Raw genomic sequence first — 17000 nt, 5'->3', positions numbered from 1 at the left:
TCGTGCGCCCTGTCGCTGCCCCGGCGCTCGCGCGATGGCGAACGCCGGTTGCAACCGTTCAGCGTGATGCGATCAACTCGGATCGGTCAGGACCCGATCAGTAGCCGATCGCCGATCCGGCCGGGCGGCGCGGATCGTTGACGCCGTAGATGTAGCCGACGCGCACGTTGCCGGAGACCGACGAGTCGTTACCGGAACTCTGGTGGCTCGCCGCTTCGGTGCCCGGCAGGCCGACCATGATCAGCTCGGCGGCGCCCCACGGCGTCTGCTCGACCATCTTGTAGCCCATCTTGTGCAGGATCGCGAGCGTGTCGGGCGACAGGCCGCGAGTCTCGTAATAGACCTGGTCCGGCAGCCATTGATGATGGACGCGCGGCGCACCGACCGCATCCTGCGGCGTCATCCCGTAGTCGATCACGTTCAGCACGGTCTGCAGCGTGATCGTGATGATGCGCGAGCCGCCCGGCGAACCGACCACCATGAACACCTTGCCGTCCTTCTTGACGATCGTCGGCGCCATCGACGACAGCGGGCGCTTGCCCGGTGCAATCGAGTTGCGCGTGCCCTGCACGAGGCCGAACAGGTTCTGTGCGCCAACCTTCACGGTGAAGTCGTCCATCTCGTCGTTCAGAAAGAAGCCCGTGCCCGGCGCGATCACCACGGCGCCGAAGCGGCCGTTGACGGTGTACGTGGTCGACACCGCGTTGCCGTCGTGGTCGATGATCGAATAGTGGGTCGTCTCCGGCTTCTCGTGCACGCCGACGCCCGGCTGCACGTCGACCGACGCCGTCGCCGTCTCGCCGCTGATCTGCTTGCGGATCTCGGCCGCATACGCCTTGCTCGTCAGCTTCGCGACGGGATTGTCGATGAAGTCCGGGTCGCCCAGCAGCGTGTTGCGATCCTCGTATGCATGGCGCATCGCCTCGGTCATGTAGTGGACCACCGACGCCGACTGGTAGCCCATCTTGCGCAGGTCATAGCCTTCGAGGACGTTCAGCGTCTCGCACATCGTCACGCCGCCCGAACTCGGCGGCGGCGCCGACACGAATTCGTAGCCGCGATACGTACAGGTCAGCGGCGCGACGTCCTGCGCGCGATACGATGCGAAATCCGCTGCCGTGATCAGGCCGCCGCCGCGTTTCGCGGCCGCCTCGACGATCTTCGGGATCTCGCCGTGATAGAACGCCTCGGGGCCCTGCTCCGCGATGCGCTCGAGCGTGCGCGCCAGGTCCTTCTGCACCAGGCGATCGCCCGGCTGCAGCGGCGTGCCGTCCGGGCGCAGGAAGATGCGCGCGGCTTCCGGATCCTTCTTGAAGCGCTCGATCGTCGTGTCGAGGATGTCCGTGTCGCCGCGCGTCAGCACGAAGCCGTCGCGCGCGAGCCGGATTGCCGGGTCCATCACCTGCTTGCGCGTCAGCTTGCCGTACTTGCGCTGCGCAAGGTCGAGACCGGCGACCGTGCCCGGTACGCCGACCGCGCGATAGCCGTACAGGCTGTCGTCCGGAATGACGTTGCCGTTCGCATCGAGATACATGTTCGCCGATGCCGCGGCCGGCGCCGTCTCGCGGAAATTGATGAACCGGTCGCGGCCATCGGCCAGGTGCACGGTCATGAAGCCGCCGCCGCCGATGTTGCCGCAGCACGGATTGGTCACCGCCTGCGCGTAGCCGACCGCCACGGCGGCATCCACCGCGTTGCCGCCTTTCTTCAGGATGTCGACGCCGATCTGCGACGCGAAATGCTGCGACGACACGACCATGCCGTTCTTCGCTTCCACGGCGGGTTCCGAAGCGGCGAGCGCGCACGCGGTCATGGCCGACAACAGGGTGAGTACGACGAGCCGCCTCATGACGGAATCCTCCAGACGAATAACCGGGCCATGCCGTGACGCGCGACCGGCCCCCAAGGCCTGGCCCACGCTACTCATGCGGCATGTAATGAACAGTACATTCCAGCGAGGCCGCGATCATATCACCGTCGTTTTTATCCAAAATACTAGGGTTATCACTGAACCATTTCGCTGAATCACGCGCTCTGCGGTGAGTCGGAATGTTGGTTTTATTACACATGTGAAATGATTAAAGGCGCGTGCGATGCGTCCCTCTAATCTACGGTCGCACACGGCCCGCAGGCTGTCGTTGGGCTAACATGCATGGAATCGTCGGCAGACACAGGTCTGCCGTTTGTCATTCAGATACGAGCAAGCCGGAGTGCCCGATGGGGACAAGCATCAGGGCGTTGCTGCTATCCCAGATGGATAGCTTCACGCCGTCGGAACAGAAGGTCGCGCACGCGCTGCTGGATCGCTATCCGAGCCTCGGTCTCGGGCCGATCGCGAGCTTCGCGAAGCAAGCCGAAGTCAGCGACCCGACCGTGTTTCGCTTCGTCGTGCGGATCGGCTTTCCGAACTACTCGTCGTTCCAGCAGGCGTTGCACGACGAGATCGACACCGCGATGAATTCGCCGCTTGCGCGGATGGATGCGTTCCACTCGGAATCGGGGATGCGCGACAGCAATTCGGCGATCTTCCAGCGGCTCTCGCAAGCGCTCGCCACGACGATCGAGGAGCTCGACGCGGCGGCGTTCGACGAAGCGGTGACGCTGCTGGCCGATCCGGATTTTCGCGTGTTCTGCGGCGGCGGGCGTTACACCGCGCCGCTCGCGTCGCTGTTTTCCTTCACGCTTGCGTATGCGCGCCCGCATGTGCAGTACATCGAGCCGAACGTGAATCTCGCGTCGGTCACGCTGACGGACATGGGGCCCGCCGACGTGCTCGTCATTTTCGATTTTCGCCGCTATCAGAAGGACAGCATCCGGTTCGCACAGGCTGCGCACCGGCTCGGCGTCAGGGTGCTGTTGATTACCGACGAATGGCGCTCGCCGATCAGCGCGTTCGCCGAGATCGTGCTGCGGATCCAGGGACGCCCGTTCGCGATGCTGCAGACGAACGTGCCCGCGCTCGCGCTCGCCGAAGCGCTGGTGATCGGCGTGACGAACCGGCTTCCCGAACTGGCGCGGCAGCGGATGGAGAAAATCGAGCGGCTGAGTACGGGTGGGGTCGAGCGGGATGCGAATCAGTGGGATTTGCCGGAGTGACAACTTATCGCCATTCAGGCGTGAGCGACTTACCCGCTCCTCAGGCAATTGCCTTTCGCACCGATGCTTGCGCTCTTGCGTTTCGAACGCCGCAAGCACCCCGTGCCGCCCCGTAACCCGCTGGAATAAATCCGTCGCCGCGCCGGTATGGCATGCGAATGCGCCGGCTTATTCCAGGACGCTCCGGCCGTCCGCTTACGTCATACGATTGCGAGGCTCCCATGTCTTCATCGACCCCTACCCGCCCGTCGCGCCGCAAGGCCCTGCAATGCATGGCGTTCGGCGGCCTCGGCACGCTGTTCACGCTGTCGGGCGGCATCCTGACGCCGTTCGATCTCGCGCTCGCGCAAAGCGGCGCCGCCGTCCCCGCGAACGCGGGCCGGCCGCTGTTCGTACAGATCAGCGACACGCACATCGGCTTCAACAAGGACGCGAATCCCGACGTCGCGGCCACGCTGCGGCAGACCATCGACCTCGTCAACGGGATGCCGACCGCGCCCGCGCTCGCGATCCATACCGGCGACATCACGCACTTGTCCAAAGCGGAGGAATTCGACCACGCGTCGCAGCTGCTGTCCGCGCTGCGCGTGCCGGAACTGCACACGGTGCCCGGCGAACACGACGTGACCGACGGTTCGGGCGCCGAATATTTCAGCCGGTTCGGCAAGGCGTCGGACAACCGCGGCTACTACAGCTTCGATCACGCGGGCGTGCACTTCGTCGCGCTCGTCAATGTGATGCACTTCAAGCCGAACGGGCTCGGCAGCTTCGGCGACGACCAGCTCGCATGGCTCACGCAGGATCTGAAGGGGCAGTCGTCGAGCACGCCGATCGTCGTGTTCTCGCACATGCCGATGTGGACCATCTACGAGCCGTGGGGCTGGGGCACCGGCGACGCGCCGCAGACGATGGCGCTGCTGCGCCGCTTCGGCTCGGTCACCGTGCTGAACGGGCACATCCACCAGATCGTGTCGAAGGTCGAGGGCAACGTGACGTTCCATACCGCGCGCTCCACCGCGTTCCCGCAGCCGACCGCCGGCAACGGCCCGGGCCCGGTGCCGCTCACGGTGCCGCGCGACCGGCTGCCCGCGATGCTCGGCGTGACGACCGTCGATTTCGCCGGCCATCCCACGGCAGCGTCACTGCGCGACACGACGCTCGCCTGATCCGGATACGCAAGGAGACCGACATGACCTTCTTCAAGCCCTCGATGCTGCCGGCCGCGCTGATCCTGTGCGCGGCCGCCGCCGGCGCGCCGTTCGCCGCGTTCGCGCAAACCCCGGCCGGCCCGCTCGTGACGATCCGCAATTTCATGTTTTCGCCGATGTCGACCACGATCAAGGCCGGCACGACGATCACGTGGAAGAACCTCGACGCGGAACCACACACCGTCGTCAACGATGCGGGCATCTTCCATTCGAAAGCGCTCGACCAGGACGAGACCTACTCGTTCCGCTTCGACAAGCCGGGGGTCTACAAGGTGTTCTGCGGAATTCATCCGTACATGAAGGAGACCATCACCGTGGAATGACGCGGCGCCCGCGACACGCGCAACGATCGGCATGACGGACGGTGCGCGTCGATCGCCTACACTGGTTCCATTCGGCCGGAACCCGCCGGCCGTTACCGACTGCGAGGAAAGCGATGACGGCAAGTCAACCCGCACATCCGCAACTGCCGGGCCAGGTCGTGCTGGTGCTCCAGGGCGGCGGCGCGCTGGGCGCATACCAGCTCGGCGTATTCGAGGCGCTGGACGCGTCGGGCATCCAGCCCGACTGGGTCATCGGCACGTCGATCGGCGCGATCAACGCAGGGCTGATCGCCGGCAACGCGCCCGGACACCGCGCGCAGCGGATGGCGGAATTCTGGCGCCACGTGACCGAACGGGCCGCCGTGAACGTGCCCGGCTTCCCGACGACCTGGGACAAGATCGGCGCCGAGCTCGCGGTCATCGGCGCCGGCATCCCGGGATTCTTCCGGCCGAATCCCGCCGCGTGGCTCGGGCCGCTCGCGCGCGTCGGCGTCGAGCACGCATCGTACTACCTGGTCGAGCCGCTGCGCGACACGCTCGCGTCGCTGATCGATCTAGACCTGCTGAACGCGCGCCGGCCGCGACTGACCGTCGGCGCGGTGAACGCGTGCACCGGCACGATGCGCTATTTCGATTCGCGCGACCGGCCGCTCGACCTCGACCACGTGATGAGTTCGGGCGCGCTGCCGCCCGCGTTCCCGGCCGTGCGGATCGACGGCGCGCCCTACTGGGACGGCGGCATCTATTCGAATACGCCGGTGGAGGTCGTGCTGGACGACGCGCCGCGCCGCAGCTCGATCATCTTCTCGGTGCAGATGTGGAATCCGGTCGGGCCGGAACCGCAAAGCATCTGGCAGGTGTCGGAGCGGCAGAAGGACATCCAGTATGCGAGCCGCACGGACAGCAACATCGCGCGGCAACAGCAGATTCACGGGCTGCGCCACGTGATCAGGGAACTCGTCATGCGGCTGCCGGAGGCCGAACGCAAGTCGCCCGACGTGCAGGCGCTCGCCGCGTGGGGCTGCCAGACCACGATGCACGTGATCAAGCTCGCGGCGCCGCGCCTCGACGGCGACGATCAGTGGAAGGACATCGATTTCACGCCGGACGGCATCGCGGCGCGCCGCCAGGCCGGGTTCGACGCGACGATGCAGGCGATCGCCGCGCGCCCGTGGGAGCTGCCGCTGGACCCGACGGAAGGGCTCAGCGTGTGGAGTCCGGAAGAGAACAGGATCGGCGAACGGCATAACTGAGGCCGCTGGCCGCCATCTGCGCGCGCATCGTCGCGCCCTGGATCCGGCTTACAGCGCGCGCACGATGCCGCCGTCGACCCGAATGTTCTGCCCGGTGATATAGCCGGCGCCGTCCGACAGCAGGAACCTCACGGTCTGCGCGATCTCCTGCGTCTTGCCGAAACGGCCGACCGGAATGCGGGCAACGATCTCGGGCGTCTCCGGCCAGCTGTCGATGAAGCCCGGCAGCACCGAATTGATGCGAATGTTGTCCTTCGCATACCGATCGGCGTACAGGCGCGTGACCGAACTCAGCGCCGCGCGCAGCGCGGACGATACCGGCATCGCCTGCTCGGGCGCGTCGGCCGCGAAACTCGAAATATTCACCACCGCCCCGCCGCCCTGCTTCAGGAAGACGGGCGTCACCCGGCGCAGCACGCGAACGACGTTGAGCACGATCAGGTCGAGCCCTTCGTGCCACTTGCCGTCCTCGATGGCGAGCAAGTCGCCCTTCGGCGGATGGCCGGTGTTGTTGACGACCGCATCGATACGGCCGTACTTCGCGAGCGTCTCGTTCACGAAACGCTCGATGTCGGCGTCGTCGGTCACGGACCCCGCAATGCCGAAACCACCCAGTTCGCTGGCCAGCTCGACCGCGCTGCCGGACGGCGACATCAGCGCGACGCGATAACCGTTGGTCGCGAGGTCTCGCGCGATTGCAGCGCCCATGCCCTTGCCCGCCGCCGTCACCAAAGCCACTTTCTCTACAGTCATGCTGCTCTCCCGGATAGGTCGGCTCAGCGCCGCGATCATCGTTCCAAAGCGCCACTCTAGGACCCTATAATCGAATTGTCGAACGATGATTTCTCCATCCACCCTGTAGAATTTCTACTGCATGAACGCTCTGTTGCGTACTCGCCGGTTCCCGCCGCTCAATGCGCTTCGCGCGTTCGAGGCCGCCGCGCGCCACCTCAATTTCCGGCTGGCCGCCGACGAACTCGGCGTGACCCAGGGTGCGGTGGCGCAGCAGGTCAGGCATCTGGAGGACGTCGTGGAGGTTCAGCTGTTTCGGCGCTTGCCCAGGGGGCTTGCGCTGACGCGCGAAGGGCTCGAGTATTTTTCGTCGGTCCAGCGCGCGCTGCGGATCATCTCGGATGCCACGGACGCGCTCGGGGAGCGCCCCACGGTTCTGGCGGTCAGCACGACGCCGTCGTTCGCGTCGAAGTGGCTGATTCCGCGCCTGTCGGACTTCGGCCGGCTGCACCCCGACATCGAGGTGCGCGTGATCGCCGACGAACGGCTTGCGTCGTTTCGGGCTGACGGCGTCGACATCGCGATTCGACTGAGCAAGCCGCCATTCCCGGCCGGCCTCGCCGCGGAATTGCTGGCTCCGCTCGACATCTTCGCGGTCGCGAGCCCGACACTGCTCGACGGCGGGCCGCCGATCCGCACGCCCGCGGACTTGTCGATGCATGCGCTGCTGCACGACGCGCACGATCTGTGGCCGGAGTTCATCGAGAAGCTCGGTGGAAAGGGGCAGGCCGATCCGACGAAAGGGCCGAGGTTCAGCCAGTCGCTGCTCGCGATCGACGCCGCGGTCGCGGGTCAAGGCATCGCGCTGACCAGCGAACCGCTCGTCGAGCGCGACATCGCGGAAGGCAGGCTGCGCCGGGTGTTCGATTTTTCGTTCCCGATGTCGCTCGGGTTTTACGTCGTCTTCCCGCAGGCCAATGCGCATTCGGAAGCGCTCCAGGCCATGCGCCGCTGGCTGTTTGCGCAGTATGGGAAAGCGTGATCGGCCGGCGCCAGCAGCGAGATTACGAACGACAAAGAAGCATCGCACGCGATAGTGCCGATCGCGCGCCTTCCGGCCGCGAGCCTGCATCAGCCGCTGTTCAGCAGCGCCGCAAACTTGTCGGCCAGTGTCGGACGCGAACGATGCGGCCAGATCGCGCTGAGTTCGAAGAGCGGCAGCGCGTCGCCTTCGCGCACTTCGCACACGCGCACGCCCGCAAACTGGATCGCCTTGACGGATCGCGGCAACAGTGACGCGCCGCAACCGGCGGCCACGCACGCGAGCACCGTCAGCGATCGATTGGCATCCTGAACGACATTGGCTTCGCAACCGAACTTGCGAAACGCACTGAGGATGCCTGCTCGCACCACCGGCAGCTGGCCGTGCGGAAACCATACCAAACCCATGCTCGCCAGTTCCGCGAGGCCGAGTTTGCCATCCTCGCCCAGCGGATGCGACGCCGGCACGACCGCGTGCAAGCGTTCGCGGACGATCAGCTTTTCGCGCATCCGGCCGCGGACCGCAACAGGCGTATGCAGCAACCCGATATCTATTTCGCCGGATTCCAGCGCGCTGGCCTGCTCCGCGTTGCTCATTTCCCGCAACGTCAGCTCGACATCGGGAATCTCGTCACGCAATGCGGCGATCGCGCGGGGCATGACCTCGAACAGCGCCGCTGACGCGAAGCCGATGGTCAGCCTTCCGCCACGTTGCGCGCCGATATCGCGGGCCCGCTTTTCCGCGGCCTCGATCCTCGACACACTCAGGCGAATGTCCTCCGCGATCGCTTCGCCCGCGGGCGTCAGCGCCGCGCCGCGACGCGTGCGCGCGAGCAGCTTCGTGCCCAGATCCTTCTCCAGCCGCGTCATGGCCTGACTGAGCGCCGGCTGCGCTATCCCGAGCTGCGCCGCCGCGCCGGTGACGCTTCCCGCATCGACGATCGCGAGAAAGTACTTGAGCGTGCGAATCGATTCCATGATCGCCTTCCATATCAAGATGCTATGAATGAACAACGTTTTCATAGTATGCACGCGTTCCTGACGTTCATAGAATGGCGTCAAATCGATCAATAGCGGCCGCCCGTCCAACTTCGCAGCGGCCTGCACCAGGAGACGACCATGCGCTGGTATGAGGACATCACGCCCAACGAGCGGCGAACCCTGTGGAGCTGCTTCGGCGGATGGGCGCTCGACGCCGTCGATACGCAGGTCTTTTCCCTCGTGATCCCGGCGCTTCTCGCCACCTGGGGCATCAGCAAAGGTCAGGCAGGATTGATCGGCGGTGCGACGCTCGTGGCCGGCGCACTCGGGGGATTGCTCGCCGGCATCCTGTCCGATCGCGTCGGGCGGGTGCGCGCACTGCAGATCACGGTGATCTGGTTTTCGCTCTTCACGTTTCTGAGTGCGTTCGCCCAAACCTTCGAGCAGCTGCTTGTGCTGAAGGCGCTGCAAGGCATCGGCTTCGGCGGCGAATGGACGGCGGGCGCCGTCCTGCTCAGCGAAACGATGAACCCGCGGCATCGCGGCAAGGCCATGGGCATCGTGCAGAGCGCCTGGGGATTCGGCTGGGGCGCGGCGGTGCTGCTCTATATGGCCGTCTTCTCGCTCGTTTCGCCGCAATGGGCGTGGCGCGTTCTGTTTGCGATCGGTCTCGTCCCGGCCCTGCTCGTTCTCTACCTGCGCCGCAACGTGGCCGAGCCGCCGCGCGAGCCGCAAACTGAAACCGACGATTCCGCGCCCCGCGGCGTATTCAGCATTGCCGCCGGCATTTTCGATCCTGCGGTGACGCGCACCACGATCGTCGGCGCCCTGATCGGATTGGGCGCGCACGGCGGCTACCATGCGATCACGACGTGGCTGCCGACGTATCTGAAGACCGAGCGCCATCTGTCGGTCCTGGGCACCGGCGGTTATCTCGCGGTCGTCATCGTCGCATTCATCATCGGATGTTTCGTGAGCGCCTGGTTGCAGGACCGCATCGGGCGACGCTGGAACGTGATCCTCTTTGCCGTCTGCTGTGCGGTGACGGTCAACCTCTACACGTTGCTGCCGATCAGCGACACCACGATGCTGCTCCTGAGCTTTCCGCTCGGCCTCTTTTCAGCCGGCATTCCCGCGACGCTCGGCGCGCTCTTCAACGAGTTGTATCCGCAAGGCGTGCGCGGCACCGGTGTCGGCTTCTGCTACAACTTCGGCCGCATCGCATCGGCTGCATTTCCGGTGCTGATCGGTCACATGAGCGGATCGATGTCGCTGGGTGCGGCGCTGGGCATCGACGCGGGCGCCGCGTACGGCCTCGTCGTTGTCGCCGCGCTGATGTTGCCCGACACGCGGCGCCGGCTCGTCCCGTCGCGGCACGAGAACGGCGCGCAGGCCATATCGCGCCACTGAGCGCGCGGCACGCGTACATCGATGCATCGCTCCAACGTCAATTTGATTTCACGCACCCGAAACGATGGACCGCTTCCCGCCCGCAATCCCGGCCGCCCCGTTCGACGGCCTGTCCCCCGCGTCCCTGGCTTGGCTCGACGAAACCGCGCCCTGCATCACCGGCGTCGACGCGCACGCGCACATCTTCGTGCAAGGCCTGCCGCTCGCGGCACACCGCCGTCACGCGCCCGACTACGATGCAACGCTCGATCAATATGTCGCGCAGCTCGCGGCGCACGGTCTCTCCCAGGGCGTGCTGGTGCAGCCGAGCTTTCTCGGCACCGACAACGGGTTCCTCCGCGCGGTATGCGAGCGCTATCCGCGACGCTTTCGCGGTGTTGCGGTTGTCGCGCCAGATGTCACGGATGCCGAGCTCGAAGCGATGGACGCCGCACATATCGTCGGTGCGCGGCTGAATTTGATAGGGGTTGCACTGCCGGATTTCCGCGATGGCCGATGGTCCGCGCTCCTCGCACGCTTCAACGCACTACGTTGGCATGTCGAAGTTCAAGCGAATGCGGATGCTCTGCCGGTCGTGCTCGATGCGCTGCTTCGACACGATTGCACTGTCGTCGTCGATCACTTCGGGCGGCCCGATGCGCGGCTGCGCGCCGCGGATGCCGGCTTTCGCCATTTGCAGTCGACGGCCGCCTCCGGCAACGTTTGGGTCAAGCTCTCCGCCGCCTATCGCAGCGCCGAAAATTCGAACGGTATCGAGCACGGACGGACGCTTGCCACCGCTCTGCTCGATTCGTTCGGCCCCGAGCGCATGGTCTGGGGTAGCGACTGGCCTCACACGCAGCATCGTCATCTGATCGACTATGACGGGGCCCTGACCGCATTGGAATACTGGATTCCCGACCGTGCTGCCAGAGACAGCGTGATGACGACGTCCGCGGCGGAGCTTTTCAGGTTTTAGCGTGCATTTGCATTGGCCCCCCGAAGTACGATGGTATGTCGATCGATAAACAACCCCACTCGCGGCAGTGCCTTCGCACATATCGTCTTTTTCCGATATATGATTCGCCCATCGACGATACTCGTTTGCGCCGGTTTTCCGACCGAACGCCGAAACACCACGCCCCTTCCATGCCGACCGAACTCGACATCGACGCGATCCTGAAAGCGCTTTCGAACCCCGTGCGCCGGGAAATCCTCGTCTGGCTGAAAACGCCGGCCGTGTATTTCCCCGAGCAGACGCTGCCGTACGACCACGGCGTCTGCGCCGGGCAGATCGACGCGCGCTGCGGGCTGTCGCAGTCGACCGTCTCCGCGCACCTCGCGACGCTGCAGCGCGCGGGGCTCGTGACGTCGACGCGGATCGGCCAGTGGGCGTTCTTCCGGCGCAACGAGGCCGTCATCGACGCATTTCTCGACGCCGTGCGCCGCGAACTGTGACCCAGGCCATGCGGGCCACCGCCGCGCACGACGCGACGGCCATCCCGCCTTTCGTGAAGAGGTTATCTGCCATGCCCACCCTGTTCGACCCCGTCACCCTCGGCGACCTGACCCTGCCGAACCGAATCGTGATGGCACCGCTCACCCGCTCCCGCGCGGGCGCGACGCGCGTGCCGAACGACCTGATGGCCCGCTATTACGCCGAGCGTGCATCGGCCGGCCTGATCATCAGCGAAGCGACCTCGGTCACGCCGCAGGGCGTCGGCTACGCGGACACGCCCGGCATCTGGTCCGACGAGCAGGTCGAAGGCTGGAAGCGTGTGACGCAGGCCGTGCACGCGGCCGGCGGCCGCATCGTGCTGCAGCTGTGGCACGTCGGCCGGATCTCCGATCCGGTGTTCCTGAACGGCGACCTGCCGGTCGCGCCGAGCGCGATCGCCGCGGGCGGCCACGTCAGCCTCGTGCGCCCGCAGCGTCCGTACGTGACGCCGCGCGCGCTCGAACTCGATGAAATCCCGGGTATCGTCGCCGCGTACCGCAAGGGCGCGGAGAACGCGAAGAAGGCCGGTTTCGACGGCGTCGAGATCCACGGCGCGAACGGCTACCTGCTCGACCAGTTCCTGCAGGACAGCACCAATCACCGCACCGACGCTTACGGCGGCCCGGTCGAGAACCGCGCGCGCCTGCTGCTCGAGGTGGTCGACGCGGCGATCGACGTGTGGGGCGCGGGCCGTGTCGGCGTGCACCTCGCACCGCGCGGCGATGCACACACGATGGGCGACTCCGACCCGGCCGCGACGTTCGGCCATGTCGCGCGCGAACTCGGCCGCCGCAAGATCGCGTTCATCTTCACGCGTGAGTCGTTTACGGGCGACCACCTGAGCCCGCGACTGAAGGAAGCGTTCGGCGGTCCGCTGATCGCGAACGAGCAGTTCACGCTCGAATCCGCGCAGGACGCGCTCGCGAGCGGCAACGCCGATGCGATCGCGTGGGGCAAGCTGTTCATCGCGAACCCGGACCTGCCGCGCCGCCTCGAACTCGGCGCACCGCTGAACAAGCCGGTGCCGGAGACGTTCTACGCCGAAGGCGAAACGGGTTACACCGACTACCCGGCGCTCAGCGACGCGGCCTGACGGCCGGCGACACGTTCATGCGCGCACGTCAGCGCGCATGAACACGCGCTGCGTCTCGTCGAGGCCGCGTGCAACGTGACGCGCGCGGATCGCGTGCAGTGTGTCGTCGAGCGATGCGTCGTCGACGATGTGGAAACCGAGCCGCACGTAGTACGGCGCATTCCACGGCGCATCGCGGAACGTCGACAGCACGACCTCGGCAATGCCGTCTTGCGCGGCGCGCGTCATGATCCGTTCGATCAGGCGCGCACCGATCCGCTGCCCCGCATGCGACGGCGCGACATCCAGTTCCTCCAGATACAGCCGCCGCGCATCGAGCAGCCGGTAGAACGCGAAGCCCACGCACGTCCCCGCATCGTCCGTCGCGACATACGCGCGACCGTCGTCGATGCGCGCGAGCACGTCGGCCGCATCGGTCGGTTCGCCTTCGGCGATGTCGACCATGCCGATGGCGCGAAAGCGCTGGGCGGCGGCCACTTCCACGGCGGCCATGGCGGCCGCGTCTTCCCGCGTGGCGGGACGAATCCGGATCGATGCTGTCATCACGACGAGGTAAGCGGGCGGGAACGGCCGTCACTATAATCGAAACTTCATACCTTTCGAACGCCCCCGCCCCCGAGGTTCGTCATGACGCTGTCCGCGCTTGCCGTGTTCGCCATCGCCCTGCTCGTCACCGCCGGCACGCCCGGCCCGAGCGTCGCCGCGCTCGTCGCGCGCGTGCTGACGAACGGCGTGCGCGACGTGCTGCCGTTCCTCGCCGCGATGTGGCTCGGCGAGGCGCTGTGGCTCACGCTGGCCGTCGCCGGGCTGTCCGCGTTCGCGCGCACGTTCGCGACGGGCCTGCTCGTGTTGAAGCTGCTCGGCGTCGCGTACCTGCTGTTCCTCGCGTGGAAGATGTGGATCGCGCCGACCGACACGCAGGCCGGCGATCTGCCGCGCGGACAGTCGCCGTGGCGCATGTTCGTCGCGGGCACGCTGGTCACGCTCGGCAATCCGAAGATCATGCTGTTCTATCTGGCGCTGTTGCCGACGATCGTCGACCTGACGCATGTCGGGGTCGTCGCGTGGGCCGAGCTCGTCGGCACGATGCTCGCGATTCTGATCCTCGCCGATTGCTTCTGGTCGCTGCTCGCTTCACGTGCGCGCGCGTTTCTCACTTCGGCACGCGCGAAACGGATCGCGAACCGCACGAGCGCGACCGCGATGGCCGGTGCGGCGGTGGCGATCGCGACGCGTTGAGCCGGCATGGGCGTGGACGCTTACAACGCCGCCGTTTATCACCCGCAATCCGGGACAGGCAAGCCGGCTTGCTCCATCCGAAATTCAATCGCGTCGATCGGGTTCGGCGAAGCCAACGGAAAGTGCTCGGCCTCATAGCGCTCGATCAGGATCGACATAGTTTCCAACTTGTCGCCTTCCGGCGTGCCCGGTGCGGGGTCCAGATCGACAAGCGCGGACACCGCCATCAGGGCGGCTTCGTGGTCAGCCTCGCTTCTAAACGGGTGAATGTCCATTTCGCTGGTCCATCAGGTGGTTACTTGCGCGAGCGTGAGTCTTCCCCCAGGTCGCGCAGCCGTTTCTTCAACCGCCGATTGTCTGCAAGCAGCGCAGCCAGCGCGATGAGCGTCGCAACAGGGAAGAACCAGTTCCCGGAGTAGTGCAGTAATGTCCACGAGGCGGCGGCGACCACAACTCCCGCGGCGATCAGGCCGATCCTGTCTGAAACTTTGCTCACGCGATCGCCCTCCCGATTGCTCGTGCACGGATGGCAAACGTCGCACTTCCCGGCATCGGACGGAACAGCTCCGGATGCAGCGCGATCACGCGATAAACGTCTTGCGGAACCGCAAGGCCGCGACGGATTGCCCAGCTGCGAATTCCATCCACGGCAACCACGCCGCGCCGATCGCACACCAGTGACGCATCTGTAGCAACAATCAGACTGCCGATCATCGCACCAACGTAAAAGCTCGCCCCGAGTGCAGATGCGGCTGCCAGCAGTTCCAGCCCGGTTGTGGCTCCGATCAGTTCGCCGATCGTGGCAGTTGGTCCAAGTGTCCTGAGCGCCCCAAGAATGGTCGTCAGCGTGCCGATTGCTGTCTGCTGTGCAGCAAACAGACTGGTTGGCGCCGGCAAACCGAGGGCATCCATGTTTTGCTTGAATGCTCCGTAGAAGGTCTTGCACTGCGTCATGTGTCTCCCCCACAAAAGAGCGGAGATTCTAGCAATGAAGCAATGCGGGAGCGGCACCGCCAAATGCATCCGGTCCGGGTCGAATCTTGTTCAAACGACACGGCAACCTCGAGACCACGACCGTGCATCGCTCCGATGCGTGTCCGCATGCGGCCCGGTGATTCGTCAAAAAGTGTGACGATCGAGCCCGATGCGCGCCCGATCGACGCAGGATCACCCGCGCTCAACACGAACCTGGTCAACATCTGATCGGCCCGCGCGGCAGACGCAACGCAGGCACGTGCTCATTGCATTCGACCAGCGCCCGCACCAACGCCCAGTCATCGTCGTCGCAGAAATCGAGCAGCACCGCGCCACACGGACCACGCAGCTCGCGCAACCGCTCGGCGAGCCGCGCCTGAATTCCCTGCACCCTGCCATCGCCGTGCGCGACCACGGAAGGATTCGCGCCCATCCCTGTACCGCTGCAGAAATTGATCGCCCAGCGGCCGCTCTCCGGCGACGGCATGCCGGTCAGCAGCGCGTCGATCACGCGCCACTTGTAGTGGATCGACCCGGCGACCGGCACACGGTATTCATCCTGGATCACGAACGCCGCATCGGGATGATCGATCGTGAAGGTCGCGTTGTCGGGCCACGCGGTCAGGTCGATGCCGAGCGGTCGGCGGCTGCGAAACCGCCGCAACAACACCACCGCGCCGCGCACGGCGCCAAGCGCCGGCAGCGCGCCGCCCGCATGCCAGCGCAGCCGCGGATGCCGCGCGCAATGTGCATCGAACGTCGCTTCGAAACCGCGCGTGCATGCGTGCGCGGGCCACTCGTCCTTCACCGACATCACGATGCATTCGCGCGGATGCGCATCGAGAAAGCGCGTGCAGTCCGCGAGCACGTCGTCGAACGACATGCCGAGCGCGATCCCGCCGTGATGAATGTCGAACGTATCGCACCGATGCCGGCACCGGATGTCGAGGAGGCGCACGCCGTGCGCGAGCTGCGCGTCGAGCGGCGCGCGCTGCGTGCGCACGAGCGGATCGTCGACCGTATACGCACAAGTGTCATGGCTGCCCGGTAGGGTCAGCGTAGGCAGCGGCCGCGCGTCGTCGAGCGCCGACATCCAGTCGGCCAGCGGCGTGGGGGCTTCGAGTCGCGAAGGGATCATGAATCGATGACTGACAAGGAAAGAAAAACGTGGGTGACGGCGTCGGATGTCGCCGTGCGGGCCGGCGTGTCGCGCTCCGCGGTGTCGCGCGCGTTCTCGCCGACGGCGAGCATCGCGCCCGAAACGCGCGAACGCGTGATGGCGGCCGCGCGCGCGCTCGGCTACCAGGTCAACCTGATCGCGCGCGACATGATCACGCAGCGCAGCAGCATGATCGGCGTCGTGACGGCCGGGTTCGAGAATCCGTTCCGCGCGCGGCTGCTGTCGGACCTGATGGCGGCGCTCGGCCAGCGCGCTTTCACGCCGCTCGTGACCAACGCCGACGACCCGCATCAGGTCCGGCAATCGCTCGAACGTTTGCTCAGCTATCGGATCGCGGGCCTCGTGATGACGTCCGCGTCGCCGCCGCTGTCGGTCGCTCGGCAGTATCTCGACCACCGGATTCCCGTCGTGATGATCAATCGCGAAGCGGATCTGCCGGGCGCGGATGTCGTCGTCAGCGACAACGCGGCGGGGGCCGCCCACGCCGCGCAACGGCTCGTGCGGGCCGGCGCGCGCCGGCTCGCGTTCGTCGGCCCGCGTACCGCGAGCTACAGCGCGCGCTCGCGCGCGGATGCGTTCGAGCAGGGGCTGCAACGCGGTGACGCATTCGATGCGGCGCTCGTCCGCGTGATCGATACGCGCTCCGACACGCATGCGTGCGGCCTCGATGCCGCGCGGCAACTGTTCGCATCCGGCGAGCGCCCGGACGGCGTGTTCTGCTCGTCCGACCTGCTCGCGCTCGGCGTGATCGACGCCGCACGCGACGCATTCGGCCGGCGCGTGCCCGACGACCTGCGCGTGATCGGCTTCGACGACATCCCCGCCGCCGCATACGACGCCTATCGGCTCACGACATTGCGCCAGGATACGCAGGGCCTCGCGCACGCGGCCGTCGACCTGCTCGCCGACCGGATCCAGACGTTCGCCGGTGCGTCGCGCACGCGCGTCGTCCCGGTTACGGACGTGGTGCGGCATAGCTGCGGGTAACGCGC

General features: G+C 66.3%; 18 protein-coding genes and 1 pseudogene. 11 read left to right on the top strand and 8 right to left on the bottom strand.

Annotation, left to right across the window (positions count from 1 at the left end; translation table 11 throughout):
* Positions 1–97 precede the first annotated feature (97 nt).
* On the bottom strand, positions 98–1849 hold the full coding sequence (ggt, locus tag SB786_RS19860; RefSeq protein ID WP_410728940.1) for a gamma-glutamyltransferase: 1752 nt from the start codon (positions 1847–1849) through the stop codon (positions 98–100).
* A gap of 368 nt (positions 1850–2217) precedes the next feature.
* Here ggt and SB786_RS19855 point away from each other — a divergent pair, with 368 nt between their 5' ends.
* The 4 genes from SB786_RS19855 (at position 2218) to SB786_RS19840 (ending at position 5880) form a co-directional block, all read left to right on the top strand.
* Positions 2218–3096, top strand: coding sequence for a MurR/RpiR family transcriptional regulator (locus SB786_RS19855; protein WP_410728939.1), 879 nt, complete (start codon positions 2218–2220; stop codon positions 3094–3096).
* Positions 3097–3317: 221 nt separating this feature from the next.
* Entirely contained in the window at positions 3318–4262 is a 945-nt protein-coding gene (locus SB786_RS19850; RefSeq protein ID WP_410728938.1) for a metallophosphoesterase family protein, read from the top strand.
* A gap of 23 nt (positions 4263–4285) precedes the next feature.
* Positions 4286–4627: a cupredoxin family copper-binding protein gene (locus tag SB786_RS19845; protein ID WP_410728937.1), complete on the top strand. Its 342-nt coding sequence runs from the start codon at positions 4286–4288 to the stop codon at positions 4625–4627.
* A gap of 113 nt (positions 4628–4740) precedes the next feature.
* Complete coding sequence (locus SB786_RS19840) at positions 4741–5880, top strand: patatin-like phospholipase family protein (RefSeq protein ID WP_410728936.1); 1140 nt, start codon at positions 4741–4743, stop codon at positions 5878–5880.
* Between the two features lie 48 nt (positions 5881–5928).
* Here SB786_RS19840 and SB786_RS19835 read toward each other — a convergent pair whose 3' ends face one another.
* A complete protein-coding gene (locus SB786_RS19835; protein ID WP_410728935.1) occupies positions 5929–6633 on the bottom strand; it encodes an SDR family oxidoreductase in 705 nt (234 codons plus the stop codon).
* A 121-nt stretch (positions 6634–6754) separates the two neighbouring features.
* Here SB786_RS19835 and gcvA point away from each other — a divergent pair, with 121 nt between their 5' ends.
* On the top strand, positions 6755–7654 hold the full coding sequence (gene gcvA, locus SB786_RS19830) for a transcriptional regulator GcvA (protein WP_410728934.1): 900 nt from the start codon (positions 6755–6757) through the stop codon (positions 7652–7654).
* A gap of 89 nt (positions 7655–7743) precedes the next feature.
* On the opposite strand, the gene SB786_RS19825 is transcribed toward gcvA, so the two are convergent.
* A complete protein-coding gene (locus SB786_RS19825; RefSeq protein WP_410729030.1) occupies positions 7744–8631 on the bottom strand; it encodes a LysR family transcriptional regulator in 888 nt (295 codons plus the stop codon).
* 141 nt (positions 8632–8772) lie between these two features.
* On the opposite strand from SB786_RS19825, the gene SB786_RS19820 reads away from it, so the two are divergent.
* The 4 genes from SB786_RS19820 (at position 8773) to SB786_RS19805 (ending at position 12614) form a co-directional block, all read left to right on the top strand.
* Positions 8773–10044, top strand: a complete 1272-nt coding sequence (locus SB786_RS19820) for an MFS transporter (protein ID WP_410728933.1) — start codon at positions 8773–8775, stop codon at positions 10042–10044.
* A 64-nt stretch (positions 10045–10108) separates the two neighbouring features.
* Complete coding sequence (locus SB786_RS19815; RefSeq protein WP_410728932.1) at positions 10109–11002, top strand: amidohydrolase family protein; 894 nt, start codon at positions 10109–10111, stop codon at positions 11000–11002.
* A gap of 170 nt (positions 11003–11172) precedes the next feature.
* Positions 11173–11481, top strand: a complete 309-nt coding sequence (locus SB786_RS19810) for an ArsR/SmtB family transcription factor (protein ID WP_410728931.1) — start codon at positions 11173–11175, stop codon at positions 11479–11481.
* A 71-nt stretch (positions 11482–11552) separates the two neighbouring features.
* The gene (locus SB786_RS19805; RefSeq protein WP_410728930.1) at positions 11553–12614 is read left to right on the top strand and encodes an alkene reductase; all 1062 of its coding nucleotides are present in this window, start codon (positions 11553–11555) and stop codon (positions 12612–12614) included.
* Positions 12615–12629: 15 nt separating this feature from the next.
* Here the strand turns inward: SB786_RS19805 and SB786_RS19800 are convergent, their stop codons facing one another.
* Positions 12630–13157 (bottom strand): GNAT family N-acetyltransferase, encoded by a 528-nt coding sequence (locus tag SB786_RS19800; RefSeq protein ID WP_410728929.1) that lies wholly within the window; start codon positions 13155–13157, stop codon positions 12630–12632.
* Positions 13158–13241: 84 nt separating this feature from the next.
* Between SB786_RS19800 and SB786_RS19795 the strand changes: the two genes are divergently transcribed.
* Positions 13242–13853: a LysE family translocator gene (locus SB786_RS19795; protein WP_410728928.1), complete on the top strand. Its 612-nt coding sequence runs from the start codon at positions 13242–13244 to the stop codon at positions 13851–13853.
* A gap of 47 nt (positions 13854–13900) precedes the next feature.
* Here the strand turns inward: SB786_RS19795 and SB786_RS19790 are convergent.
* From SB786_RS19790 to SB786_RS19775, 4 genes and pseudogenes are all read right to left on the bottom strand, one after another.
* A pseudogene (locus SB786_RS19790) lies at positions 13901–14128 on the bottom strand (helix-turn-helix domain-containing protein); the annotation flags it as partial.
* A 20-nt stretch (positions 14129–14148) separates the two neighbouring features.
* Positions 14149–14349, bottom strand: a complete 201-nt coding sequence (locus SB786_RS19785) for a hypothetical protein (protein WP_410728927.1) — start codon at positions 14347–14349, stop codon at positions 14149–14151.
* Positions 14346–14807, bottom strand: coding sequence for a hypothetical protein (locus SB786_RS19780; protein WP_410728926.1), 462 nt, complete (start codon positions 14805–14807; stop codon positions 14346–14348). Before SB786_RS19780 ends, SB786_RS19785 begins: the two co-directional genes overlap by 4 nt.
* A 238-nt stretch (positions 14808–15045) precedes the next feature.
* Entirely contained in the window at positions 15046–15966 is a 921-nt protein-coding gene (locus SB786_RS19775; RefSeq protein WP_410728925.1) for a phosphatidylinositol-specific phospholipase C, read from the bottom strand.
* Positions 15967–15972: 6 nt separating this feature from the next.
* Here SB786_RS19775 and SB786_RS19770 point away from each other — a divergent pair, with 6 nt between their 5' ends.
* Positions 15973–16995 (top strand): LacI family DNA-binding transcriptional regulator, encoded by a 1023-nt coding sequence (locus SB786_RS19770; protein WP_410728924.1) that lies wholly within the window; start codon positions 15973–15975, stop codon positions 16993–16995.
* Positions 16996–17000: the final 5 nt, after the last annotated feature.

Source organism: Burkholderia sp. SIMBA_062, assembly GCF_046534765.1.
GTDB classification, from domain to species: domain Bacteria; phylum Pseudomonadota; class Gammaproteobacteria; order Burkholderiales; family Burkholderiaceae; genus Burkholderia; species Burkholderia ambifaria.
This window is presented reverse-complemented; position numbering and strand designations above follow the sequence as displayed.

What these genes read in the sequence shown, in the direction of transcription:
- SB786_RS19840 (WP_410728936.1), top strand. Translation starts at nt 4,741, where the DNA reads ATGACGGCAAGTCAACCCGCACATCCGCAACTGCCGGGCCAGGTCGTG.
- SB786_RS19820 (WP_410728933.1), top strand. Translation starts at nt 8,773, where the DNA reads ATGCGCTGGTATGAGGACATCACGCCCAACGAGCGGCGAACCCTGTGG.
- SB786_RS19855 (WP_410728939.1), top strand. Translation starts at nt 2,218, where the DNA reads ATGGGGACAAGCATCAGGGCGTTGCTGCTATCCCAGATGGATAGCTTC.
- SB786_RS19780 (WP_410728926.1), bottom strand. Translation starts at nt 14,807, where the DNA reads ATGACGCAGTGCAAGACCTTCTACGGAGCATTCAAGCAAAACATGGAT.
- SB786_RS19775 (WP_410728925.1), bottom strand. Translation starts at nt 15,966, where the DNA reads ATGATCCCTTCGCGACTCGAAGCCCCCACGCCGCTGGCCGACTGGATG.
- SB786_RS19805 (WP_410728930.1), top strand. Translation starts at nt 11,553, where the DNA reads ATGCCCACCCTGTTCGACCCCGTCACCCTCGGCGACCTGACCCTGCCG.
- SB786_RS19795 (WP_410728928.1), top strand. Translation starts at nt 13,242, where the DNA reads ATGACGCTGTCCGCGCTTGCCGTGTTCGCCATCGCCCTGCTCGTCACC.
- SB786_RS19835 (WP_410728935.1), bottom strand. Translation starts at nt 6,633, where the DNA reads ATGACTGTAGAGAAAGTGGCTTTGGTGACGGCGGCGGGCAAGGGCATG.
- SB786_RS19770 (WP_410728924.1), top strand. Translation starts at nt 15,973, where the DNA reads ATGACTGACAAGGAAAGAAAAACGTGGGTGACGGCGTCGGATGTCGCC.
- ggt (WP_410728940.1), bottom strand. Translation starts at nt 1,849, where the DNA reads ATGAGGCGGCTCGTCGTACTCACCCTGTTGTCGGCCATGACCGCGTGC.
- SB786_RS19800 (WP_410728929.1), bottom strand. Translation starts at nt 13,157, where the DNA reads ATGACAGCATCGATCCGGATTCGTCCCGCCACGCGGGAAGACGCGGCC.
- SB786_RS19810 (WP_410728931.1), top strand. Translation starts at nt 11,173, where the DNA reads ATGCCGACCGAACTCGACATCGACGCGATCCTGAAAGCGCTTTCGAAC.
- SB786_RS19850 (WP_410728938.1), top strand. Translation starts at nt 3,318, where the DNA reads ATGTCTTCATCGACCCCTACCCGCCCGTCGCGCCGCAAGGCCCTGCAA.
- gcvA (WP_410728934.1), top strand. Translation starts at nt 6,755, where the DNA reads ATGAACGCTCTGTTGCGTACTCGCCGGTTCCCGCCGCTCAATGCGCTT.
- SB786_RS19825 (WP_410729030.1), bottom strand. Translation starts at nt 8,631, where the DNA reads ATGGAATCGATTCGCACGCTCAAGTACTTTCTCGCGATCGTCGATGCG.
- SB786_RS19815 (WP_410728932.1), top strand. Translation starts at nt 10,109, where the DNA reads ATGGACCGCTTCCCGCCCGCAATCCCGGCCGCCCCGTTCGACGGCCTG.
- SB786_RS19845 (WP_410728937.1), top strand. Translation starts at nt 4,286, where the DNA reads ATGACCTTCTTCAAGCCCTCGATGCTGCCGGCCGCGCTGATCCTGTGC.